The sequence below is a fragment of the Parafrankia discariae genome (assembly GCF_000373365.1).
GTDB lineage: Bacteria > Actinomycetota > Actinomycetes > Frankiales > Frankiaceae > Parafrankia > Parafrankia discariae.
In genome coordinates, this window is sequence record NZ_KB891218.1 from 57,667 (window position 1) to 68,552 (window position 10,886).

Here is a 10,886-nt window from a genome sequence, read left to right on the forward strand (position 1 = left end):
CATCCCGGCCCGGGAGCCGACTGTCAGGTGACTGACGGTTTGTTGTCGAAACCTCAACACCGGTGCGCTCGGTGGGGCGCAGGGCCGCCATGGGAGATCCGCCGGTGCCTCATCGTGATCCGGTCGGGCCGTTCGCCGCCGGGATCAGCCAGGCGATGTGACGATCGGGGTGGACGGCCATGGCCGCCCACCCCGACCCGCCTCCGGAACGCCGTTGTCCGGAATGGCGCTGGGACCAGTGTGCCCACAGTGGTCCCCCGGGGCGTCAACCGTCGCTCAACGGGCAGGTAGGCCGCTGTTCCAGGGAGGTTCTCGATGGCGGAGACACGGTGAGGGCGCTGCGTGCGGATGGCGGCGCGCTCGGTAAACCCTTGTATCTTCATAGGGTCGTGTGTATAAAGTTGCAGTCATGGGAGTGACTGCGGCGGTGGCGGGCGCGAGCGGGTACGGCGGCGGCGAGCTGCTGAGGCTGCTGCTCGGCCATCCCGGCATCGAGATCGGTGACCTGGCGGCGAACACCTCCGCCGGGGCGGACGTGACCGACATCCACCCGCACCTGCCCGACCTGGCCGGCCGGGTCTTCGTCGACGCCGCCGCGCTGGCGGAGACCAGCGCCGACATCGTGTTCCTGGCGCTTCCGCACGGGCAGTCGGCCGCGGTCGCCGCCACCCTCCCGGCCGGCGTCCGCGTCGTCGACCTCGGCGCGGACCACCGCCTCCTCGACCCGCGGGCCTGGCGCCGGGCGTACGGCGGCGAGCACGCCGGCACCTGGACGTACGGCATGCCCGAGCTGCCCGGGGCGCGGGACGAGATCCGGGTCAGCAACCGGGTCGCCGCGCCCGGGTGCTACCCGACCGCGGTGAGCCTCGCGCTGGTCCCGCTGGTCGCGGCGGGTGCCGTCGACCCGTCCGACCTCGTCGTGGTCGCGGCGAGCGGGACCAGCGGCGCCGGCCGGGCGGCGAAGGTCAACCTCATCGGCAGCGAGGTCATGGGCGACCTGACCGCCTACAAGGTCGGCACCCACCAGCACCGTCCCGAGATCGTCCAGACGCTCACCCGGTACGCCCGCTCGCCGGTGTCGCTGTCGTTCACCCCCGTGCTCGCGCCGATGCCCCGCGGCATCCTGGCGACCTGCACCGCCCGGCCCGCCGCCGACCTCGTCGCCGGTGACGACCTGGGCACGGGCCTTGGCGCCGACGCCGACACGATCACCGGCATCCTGCGCGCCTTCTACGACGACGAGCCGTTCGTGCGCGTGCTGCCGCCCGGGCGGTGGCCGCGCACGTCGTCGACGCTCGGCAGCAACTGCGTCCACCTGCAGGCGACGGTGGACGACGAGGCGGGCCGGGTGGTCGTCGTCGCCGCGATCGACAACCTCACCAAGGGAGCCGCCGGGCAGGCGGTCCAGTGCGCCAACCTCATGCTCGGCCAGCCGGAGACCACCGGCCTGAGCGTTCAGGGCCTCGCGCCGTGACCGCCCCCGTGGCAGTGAGTGAAATGGCCGCGAGGGAAGGGGAGCAACAGTGAGCGTCACCGCCGCCCGGGGGTTCCGGGCCGCCGGGGCCGCCGCCGGGCTGAAACCGTCCGGGCGTCCGGATGTCGCGCTCGTCGTGAACGACGGTCCCGCCGACGCCGCCGCGGGTGTGTTCACCCGCAACCGCGTGCAGGCCGCGCCCGTGCTGTGGACCCGTCAGGTGCTGACCACCGGCCGGCTGCGCGCGGTCGTGCTCAACTCCGGTGGGGCCAACGCCTGCACCGGCCCGGCGGGGTTCGCCGACACCCACGCGACCGCCGAGCACGTCGGCGCGGCGCTCGGTATCGGCGCCGGTGAGGTCGCGGTCTGCTCCACCGGGCTGATCGGCGTGCGGCTCCCGATGGATCTGCTGCTCCCCGGCGTCACCCAGGCGGTCGGGGCACTCTCGCCGGCCGGCGGCGACGCCGCGGCCGAGGCGATCCGCACCACGGACACCGTCGCCAAGCAGGCGGTGCGCACCAGCACCCCCGACGCTGCCGGCGGCGGTGTCGTCACGGTCGGCGGGATGGGCAAGGGCGCGGCGATGCTCGCGCCGTCGCTGGCGACGATGCTCGTCGTCGTCACCACCGACGCCGTCGCCGACAGCGCCACGCTGGACCGGGTCGTCCGGGAGGCGTGCCGGACGACGTTCGAGCGCGTCGACTCCGACGGCTGCCTGTCGACGAACGACACAGTGCTGCTGCTCGCCTCGGGCGCGTCCGGGCGGTCCCTGCCCGAGGCGGAGTTGACCGGGCTGGTCACCGCCGTCTGTGACGACCTGGCCGGCCAGATGCTCGGCGACGCAGAGGGATCCACCAAGACGATCTCCATCACGGTCACCGGCGCGGCCTCCGAGGCGGACGCCCTCGAGGTCGGCCGCTCGGTGGCCCGCAACAACCTGCTCAAGTGCGCGCTCTACGGCAAGGACCCGAACTGGGGCCGGGTGCTCGCCGCGATCGGCACGACCGCCGCGGCCTTCGAGCCCGACCGCCTCGATGTGACCATGAACGGCGTCCAGGTGTGCCGCGGTGGCGCGCCCGGTGAGCCCCGGGAGCTCGTCGACCTCGGCGGGCGGGAGATCAGCATCATCGCCGACCTGCACGCCGGAGACGTCGAGCTGACGGTGCGCACGAACGACCTCACCGAAGGCTACGTCTACGAGAACTCGGCGTACTCGACATGAGCGCGGAGCCGAATCCGGCCAAGCCCGTGGGGTGGGCCGGGGCGAACATCCCCGCGCCGCCGCGCGGCCCGGCGGCCACCGCCCGCGGGCATTCCGCGCTGGCCAAGACCACCGTGCTCATCGAGGCGCTGCCCTGGCTGTCCCGGTTCCACGGCGCCACCATGGTGATCAAGTACGGCGGGAACGCGATGACCCGCCCGGAGCTGCGCGAGGCGTTCGCCGCGGACATCGTCTTCCTGCGCTACGCGGGCATCCGGGTCGTCGTCGTGCACGGCGGAGGCCCGCAGATCACCGCCCACCTGGAGCGGCTCGGGGTGCGCTCGGAGTTCGTCGGCGGCCTGCGGGTCACCACCCCGGAGACCATGGAGGTCGTCCGGATGGTCCTGGTCGGCCAGGTCAACCGGGATGTCGTCGGCATGGTCAACAACCACGGCCCGTTCGCCGTCGGCCTGTCGGGGGAGGACGCCAACCTGTTCACCGCCCGGCGCCGCCCGGCGATGGTGGACGGCCGCCCGGTCGACGTCGGTCTGGTCGGCGACGTCGTCGACGTCCAGCCGGAGACCGTCAACGCGCTGCTCGACTCGGGCAAGGTGCCGGTGGTGGCCTCGGTGGCCCGCGGCCTCGACGGCGGCGTCTACAACGTCAACGCGGACACCGCGGCGGCGGTGCTGGCGCTCTCACTGGGCGCGGCCAAGCTCGTCGTGCTCACCGACGTGGAGGGCCTCTACGCCGACTGGCCGGCGAGCGACGAGGTGATCAGCGAACTGACCGTCGGCGAGCTCGAGCGGCTGCTGCCCACCCTGTCCTCGGGCATGATCCCGAAGATGGAGGCCTGCCTGCGCGCCGTCGCCGGCGGCGTCCCCCAGGCCCACGTGCTCGACGGGCGGGTCGCGCACGCGCTGCTGCTCGAGATCTTCACCGACGAGGGCATCGGAACGCTGATCCGCGCCGACCCGCCCGTCGCCGTCGGCGGCGACGCTCCAGCCATCGCGACAGCTACCAGTGCCGGCGTCGGTGATCCGGCCGCGGCGGACATCATCGGGGGAGGATCGTGAACGCCGACCTGCTCGACCGGCGCGACGCCGTCATCATGGCCACCTACGGCCGGCCCTCCATCGCCCTGACCCGCGGGTCAGGCGCGCACGTGTGGGACGCCGACGGCCGCGAGTACGTGGACCTGATCGCCGGTGTGGCGGTCAGCGTCCTCGGCCACTGCCCCCCGGCGGTGCGCGCGGCGGTCGTCGCACAGCTCGACACCCTGGGCCACACGTCCAACCTGTACGTGAACACCCCGCAGCTCCTGCTCGCCGAGCGCCTGATCGAGCTGCTGGGCGTGGACGGCCGCGCCTTCTTCTGCAACTCGGGCGCCGAGGCGAACGAGACCGCGATCAAGATCAGCCGGCGGACCGGCCGGTCGGAGATCATCGCGGCCGAGGGGGCCTTCCACGGCCGGACCATGGGCGCCCTGTCGATCACCGGCCAGCCCGGGAAACGGGCACCGTTCGAGCCGCTGCTGCCGGGCGTGCGCTTCGTCCCGTACGGCGACGCCGCCGCGCTGGCCGCCGCGGTCAGCGAGCGCACCGCCGCCGTCTTCCTGGAGCCGACCCTGGGCGAGGCCGGGGTGATCCCGTCGCCGCCCGGCTACCTGGCCGCCGCCCGCGCCGCCTGCGACGCGCACGGCGCGCTGCTCGTGTTCGACGAGGTCCAGAGCGGCGTCGGTCGCACCGGAGCGTGGTTCGCCCACCAGACCGAGGGTGTCGTCCCCGACGTGATCACCCTGGCCAAGGGCCTCGGCGGTGGTCTGCCCATCGGGGTCTGCGTCGGGATCGGCGCGGCCGGCCACCTGCTGCGTCCCGGCGACCACGGCAGCACCTTCGGCGGCGGGCCGGTGGTGTGCTCGGCCGCCCTCGCCGTGCTCGACACGATCGTCGCCGAGGGCCTGCTCGAGCACGCCGTGACGCTGGGCGGCGTGCTGCGCGACGGCATCCTCGCCGCGGGCGCCGCCGGGGTGACCGGGGTACGCGGCGTCGGCCTGTGGCTCGCCATCGAGCTCGACGCCCCGTTCGCGCCCGAGCTGGAGACCGCCGCCCGCGAGGCCGGTTTCCTGGTGAACGCGGTCGCGGCGGACGCCGTCCGGCTAGCCCCGCCACTCGTGCTCACCGCGGCGGACGTCGACGCGTTCGTCGCCGCGCTGCCCGGCATCGCCGACCGGGCGCGGGCGGCCCGCGCCCACGCGGATCAGACGGCGGCGACAGGCCCGAAGAAGTCGGACGAAGGCTCTAAGGTCAGCGCATGACGGCCCGACACTTCCTGCTCGACACCGACCTGACCTCGTCCGAGCAGGCCACCCTACTGGATCTCGCCGACCAGCTCAAGGCGACGCGCCGCGACCGGACGCCCGCCCGGCGCCCGCTCGAGGGCCGCTCGGTCGCGCTGATCTTCGAGAAGCCGTCGACCCGGACGAGGCTGTCCTTCGACGTGGCGGTGGCGGAGCTCGGCGGCCACCCCATCGTGATCGACTCCGGCTCCTCCCAGCTCGGCCGCGGTGAGACCATCGAGGACACCGCCGCCGTCCTGAGCCGCTACGTCGACGCGATCGTCATCCGCACCTTCGCCCAGGACAGGGTCGACCGGATGGCGGCGGCGGCCAGCGTGCCCGTCATCAACGCGCTCTCCGACCACACCCACCCCTGTCAGGCGCTCGCCGACCTGCAGACCATCCGCGAGATCCGCGGCCGGCTCGCCGGTGTGACCCTGGCCTACCTGGGGGACGGCAACAACGTCGCCCACTCGCTGCTGCTCGCCGGTGCGATCGCCGGACTGCGGGTACACGTCGCCTCGCCGCCGGGCTACGAGCCGATCGAGCAGGTCGTGCGGCACGCCAACGAGATCGGCGCGGTCACCGGCGGCGAGGCGCTGGTGATGCACGACGCGCTCGAGGCCGCGGCCGGCGCGGACGTGCTCTACACCGACGTCTGGGCGTCGATGGGGCAGGACACCGAGTCCGACAACCGGGCCCTGGTCTTCCAGCCCTACCGCCTCGACGAGAAGGTCGTCGAGGCGGCCCGGCCGGACGCGATCGTCATGCACTGCCTGCCCGCGCACCGGGAGATGGAGATCTCCGCGGCCGTGCTCGACGGTCCGCGCTCCGTGGTGTTCGATCAGGCGGAGAACCGGCTGCACGCGCAGAAGGCCCTGCTGTCGTTCCTGCTGGACGAGACCGCGGCGGGTGTCGGTTCCCGATGACCATCCGCTCGGCCGCGCCGCTGACGAAACACGCCCGGCAGGCCCGCCTCGCCGCGCTGATCGCCGCGCGGTCGGTACGGTCGCAGGCGGAGCTCGCGCGGCTGCTCGCCGAGGAAGGCGTGCAGGTCACCCAGGCCACCCTGTCCCGCGATCTGGAGGACATCGGCGCGACGAAGGTCCGCGGGGCCAACGGCGCGCTCGTCTACTCGGTCGACGTGAACCTGGCGCCGGCCGAGACGGTGCGCATCCCGCTGGCCCGGCTCTGCGAGGAGCTCCTCGTCTCGGCCGAGGCCAACGGCGATCTGGTCGTGCTGCGTACCCCGCCGGGGGCCGCGCAGCTGTTCGCCTCCGCGCTCGACCGGGCGGCCCTGCCGGAGGTGATGGGCACCATCGCCGGTGACGACACCGTCCTGGTGGTCTGCCGCGCGGGGCCCACCGGCCCCGGCGGGCCGGCCTTCGCCGGCCGGCTGCTGTCGCTGGCCGACGGCGTCGCGCGGGCGGCCGTCCCACCCGGAGCGGGCGGCCACACCGGGCACTCCGGGAGCAGCGCAGGTACCAGCGTGGGCGCCGGCTGAGGACCGGCGGGCCACACCACCCGCCCACTGGCGTCATGAACGACCACGAGACCCGAGAATCAACTAAGGAGTGACTCCGTGACCGAACGCGTCGTGCTTGCCTACTCGGGCGGCCTCGACACGTCCGTGGCCATCGGCTGGATCGGTGCCGAGACCGGCGCCGAGGTCATCGCCCTGGCCGTCGACGTGGGCCAGGGCGGCGAGGACCTCGAGGCGATCCGCCAGCGCGCCCTCACCTGCGGCGCGGTCGAGTCGATCGTCGTCGACGCCCGTGAGGAGTTCGCCGCCTCCTTCGTCGCCCCGGCGATCCGCGCCAACGCGCTGTACATGGACCGCTACCCGCTCATCTCCTCGCTGTCCCGGCCGATCATCGTGAAGCACCTGGTCGAGGCCGCCAGGCAGCACGGGGCGGACGCGATCTCGCACGGGTGCACCGGCAAGGGCAACGACCAGGTCCGCTTCGAGGTCGGCGTGATGGCGCTGGCCCCGAACCTGCGCGTGCTGGCCCCGGTGCGCGACTCGGGCATGACCCGGGACAAGGCGATCGCCTTCGCGGAGGAGCGCGGCCTGCCGATCGACGTCTCGAAGAAGTCGCCGTACTCGATCGACCAGAACCTGTGGGGGCGCACGGCCGAGTGCGGGATCCTCGAGGACCCGTGGGCGCAGCCGCCGGAGGACGTCTTCGTCTACACGGCCGACCCGACCGTCGCCCGGCCGTCCGACGAGGTCACGATCTCGTTCACCGACGGCCTGCCGACCGGGCTGGACGGCCGGGCCCTGTCGCTGGTGGAGCTCGTCGCCGAGCTCAACACCCGAGCGGGCGCCCAGGGCGTCGGTCGCATCGACATGATCGAGGACCGCCTCGTCGGCATCAAGAGCCGGGAGATCTACGAGTGCCCGGCGGCGGTCACGCTGCTGACCGCGCACCGTGACCTGGAGGACCTCACCCTCGAGCGGGACGTCGCCCGGTTCAAGCGGGGGATCGACCAGCGCTGGGGCGAGATCGTCTACGACGGGCTGTGGTTCTCGCCGCTGCGCGACGCTCTTGACGCCTTCGTGGACTCGGCCAGTGTCGGTGTCACCGGCGACGTCCGGATCCGGCTGGCGGGCGGCGTCGCCCAGGTCGTGGGCCGTCGCAGCCCGGGCAGTCTCTACGACCACGCGCTGGCCACCTACGATGCCGGCGACCAGTTCGACCAGACCGACGCGCGCGGATTCATCGAGCTGTGGGGCCTGCCCACCAAGGTCTGGGCGGCCCGCGAACAGCGGCTCAACCCGTGACGTCGATCCGGTCGGTGGCGACTGGGAGTCACCCAGCGGCCGACGAGGAGCAGGAACGGATGGATCCCGAACGGGCACAGGGCGACGCCGCGCGCGCGGACGCGGCGCGTGCGGACACCGCCGCCGACGGACGTGCGGACACCGCCGCCGACGGAACTGACGGAACTGACGGAACGGATGCCGGAGGGCATCCCGGCGCGGGCGGCGCGGCGCAGGCCGCCGCAGCGACGCCGCCGCTGCGGCTGTGGGGCGGGCGGTTCGCGGGCGGGCCGGCCGAGGCGCTGGCGCGGCTGTCGGTCAGCGTGCAGTTCGACTGGCGACTGGCGCCGTACGACCTGCTCGCCTCCCGCTCGCACGCCCGCGTGCTGCACCGCGCCGGCCTGCTGGACGAGGCCGAGCTGACGGCGATGCTCGGCGCGCTCGACGACCTGTCGGACGCGGTCGCCCACGGCCGCTTCCGCCCGACCATCGAGGACGAGGACGTCCACACCGCGCTCGAGCGCGGGCTGCTCGAGCGGCTCGGCGCGCTCGGCGGCAAGCTGCGGGCCGGCCGGAGCCGCAACGACCAGGTCGCGACCGACCTGCGGCTGTACCTGCGGGATCACGCGCGTCAGGTCGCCGCCCGGGTCACCGAGCTGTCCACCGCCCTCGTCGGGCTCGCCGAGCAGCACGTCGAGACCCCGGCCCCGGGGATGACCCACCTGCAGCACGCCCAACCGATCTCGTTCGGGCACCAGCTGCTGGCGCACGTCCACGCGTTCGCCCGGGACACCGACCGGCTGCGGGACTGGGACCGGCGTGCCTCGGTGAGCGCGCTGGGCGCCGGCGCGCTCGCCGGTTCCTCACTGCCGCTGGACCCGGCGGGTGTGGCCGCCGAGCTCGGCTTCGACCGGGCCTTCGCCAACTCGCTCGACGCGGTGTCCGACCGGGACTTCGCGGCCGAGTTCCTCTTCGTCGCCGCGCTGATCGGGGTGCACCTGTCCCGGCTCGGTGAGGAGATCGTCCTGTGGACGACCCGGGAGTTCGGCTGGGTCGAGCTTGACGACGCCTTCGCCACCGGCAGTTCGATCATGCCGCAGAAGAAGAACCCGGACGTGGCGGAGCTGGCCCGCGGCAAGTCGGGTCGGCTCATCGGCGCGCTCACCGGGCTGCTGACCACCCTCAAGGGCCTGCCGCTCGCCTACGACCGCGACCTGCAGGAGGACAAGGAACCGGTGTTCGACGCCGTCGACACCCTCCTCGTCGTACTGCCGGCGGTGACCGGCATGGTCGCGACGATGCGGGTGCGCCGGGAACGGCTCGCCGCGGCCGCGCCGGACGGGTTCGCGCTGGCGACGGACGTCGCCGAGTACCTCGTCCGCAACGGGGTGGCCTTCCGCGAGGCGCACGAGGCCGTGGGGCAGCTCGTGGCCTGGTGCGTGGCCCACGACGCCGACATGGACGAGGTGTCCGAGGGCGATCTCGCGATCATCAACCCGCTGCTCACCGCCGACGTCCGATCGGTGCTCTCGGTGCGCGGCGCGCTCGAGGCGCGTTCGGCACCGGGCGGGACGGCTCCCGTGCGGGTCCGGGAGCAGATCGCGGCGCTCGGGCCGGTGCTCGACCGGGACCGGGCGTGGGCCGGGAGCTGACCGGCGTCCCGAGTCGCGACTTCTACGACCGGCCCGTGCTGGTCGTCGCCCGAGATCTCCTCGGGACGACGGTCCGGCACGGGCCGGTCGCGTTGCGGGTCACCGAGGTGGAGGCGTACGGCGGCACGGACGACCCCGCCTCCCATGCCTTCCGCGGTCCGACCCCGCGCTCGCGGGTCATGTTCGGACCACCCGGGCACGCCTACGTCTACTTCGTCTACGGCATGCACTGGTGCTTCAACGTCGTGTGCGGCCCGGAGGGCACGGCCGCGGCGGTCCTGGTCCGGGCTGGTGCGGTCGTCCGCTCCGTTCCCGCCGAGCAGACCCGGGCCGCCTGGCGCGTCGCGAGCGGGCCCGGCCGCTTCGCCCGGGTGCTGGGGGTGGACGGCGGCTTCACCGGCACCGACCTCGCCGGCTCCGGCCCGGTGACGGTCCATACCGGAGTACCCGTCGCCGAGGCCCAGGTGGGCCGTGGGCCGCGGATCGGCATCCGGGTGGGGCTCGACCTTGCGTACCGGCTCTGGGTGCTGGACGAGCCGTCGGTGAGCCGGGTGCGGCCTCCGCGGCCACGCCTCGACTGAGACAGACACCCGCCCTGACGGCGCTCGCGTTGCCGCACCCGTGCTTGAGGGCACCCGTCCTGATGTCGAGAGGGTGCGCCGGACGGGGGCGAGAGCGCGGACGGTGCTTGCGGGCTGTGCACGCCCCGTGGCACCGAGAGGCCACCCGTCCGCGGCTGTCGGCTCGCCTGCCCCGGGCGACCCGGCGCGGCGTCCACGGCCCCGTGGTGGCTGGCTCCCAGGCGGTTTCGTGGCCTCGCCGCGCTGGTGGCGGGCCTGATCCGGCGGCCACCCGTTCGAGCGCAGAACCTCAAGCCTCGCATATCAGACGGTTACGTCAAGCTACAACCAGAGCCATGTGACATACGTCACACTATCTAGGACCCGATTGATTTGACGCCTCCCGTCATCCACCCGTAATGTTCTCTCTGTCAGCGCGACACGGGAGACACCGAACAGGGTGGCCCCACGCGGGACAGGGTCTCGACCGAGAGGGCGAGGCTGAGGGTGAAGCGCAAGATCCTGGCAAGGGTCACGGCGTCTTCGCCCCAAACAAGACGAACTTGGGCAAACATGCCTGGAGGAATCGCTTCGCGGCGTGATCTCCTGTACGCACCTGCTCCTTGAGAACTCAACAGCGTACCGAATAGTCAGTGCCATATTTTTAACCCCCGTCCATGGCCAGGGCTTAAGTGTTTCTGGTTGTGGTGGGAAATTCCTTTGGCAATGACAGACTCATACGAGGATCTGTCTTGTCAGGATCGGCTGGGCTTGGCGGCCCGGCCATCTCTTTCAAAGCATTGATGGAGAGTTTGATCCTGGCTCAGGACGAACGCTGGCGGCGTGCTTAACACATGCAAGTCGAGCGAGGAGCTTGCTCCTAGCGGCGAACGGGTG

9 protein-coding genes and 1 rRNA gene are annotated in these 10,886 nt (G+C 72.9%); all 10 read left to right on the forward strand.

Going from position 1 to position 10,886, the window contains the following annotated elements:
- The first annotated feature begins 409 nt into the window (after positions 1-409).
- Positions 410-1,474 (forward strand): N-acetyl-gamma-glutamyl-phosphate reductase, encoded by a 1,065-nt coding sequence (argC, locus tag B056_RS0116945; protein WP_026239793.1) that lies wholly within the window; start codon positions 410-412, stop codon positions 1,472-1,474.
- Between the two features lie 49 nt (positions 1,475-1,523).
- Positions 1,524-2,696 (forward strand): bifunctional glutamate N-acetyltransferase/amino-acid acetyltransferase ArgJ, encoded by a 1,173-nt coding sequence (argJ, locus tag B056_RS0116950; RefSeq protein ID WP_018503057.1) that lies wholly within the window; start codon positions 1,524-1,526, stop codon positions 2,694-2,696.
- Positions 2,693-3,751, forward strand: a complete 1,059-nt coding sequence (gene argB, locus B056_RS36925; RefSeq protein WP_018503058.1) for an acetylglutamate kinase — start codon at positions 2,693-2,695, stop codon at positions 3,749-3,751. The genes argJ and argB overlap by 4 nt, the downstream gene beginning before the upstream one ends.
- Entirely contained in the window at positions 3,748-4,992 is a 1,245-nt protein-coding gene (locus B056_RS0116960; RefSeq protein ID WP_018503059.1) for an acetylornithine transaminase, read from the forward strand. The genes argB and B056_RS0116960 overlap by 4 nt, the downstream gene beginning before the upstream one ends.
- Positions 4,989-5,942 (forward strand): ornithine carbamoyltransferase, encoded by a 954-nt coding sequence (gene argF, locus B056_RS0116965; RefSeq protein ID WP_018503060.1) that lies wholly within the window; start codon positions 4,989-4,991, stop codon positions 5,940-5,942. The genes B056_RS0116960 and argF overlap by 4 nt, the downstream gene beginning before the upstream one ends.
- A complete protein-coding gene (argR, locus tag B056_RS0116970) occupies positions 5,939-6,517 on the forward strand; it encodes an arginine repressor (protein ID WP_018503061.1) in 579 nt (192 codons plus the stop codon). Before argF ends, argR begins: the two co-directional genes overlap by 4 nt.
- A gap of 78 nt (positions 6,518-6,595) precedes the next feature.
- A complete protein-coding gene (locus tag B056_RS0116975; protein ID WP_018503062.1) occupies positions 6,596-7,798 on the forward strand; it encodes an argininosuccinate synthase in 1,203 nt (400 codons plus the stop codon).
- Between the two features lie 59 nt (positions 7,799-7,857).
- The gene (gene argH / locus B056_RS0116980; RefSeq protein ID WP_018503063.1) at positions 7,858-9,429 is read left to right on the forward strand and encodes an argininosuccinate lyase; all 1,572 of its coding nucleotides are present in this window, start codon (positions 7,858-7,860) and stop codon (positions 9,427-9,429) included.
- Positions 9,414-10,010: a DNA-3-methyladenine glycosylase gene (locus tag B056_RS0116985; RefSeq protein WP_018503064.1), complete on the forward strand. Its 597-nt coding sequence runs from the start codon at positions 9,414-9,416 to the stop codon at positions 10,008-10,010. The genes argH and B056_RS0116985 overlap by 16 nt, the downstream gene beginning before the upstream one ends.
- 779 nt (positions 10,011-10,789) lie before the next feature.
- Positions 10,790-10,886, forward strand: a 16S ribosomal RNA gene (locus B056_RS0116990); the annotation flags it as partial.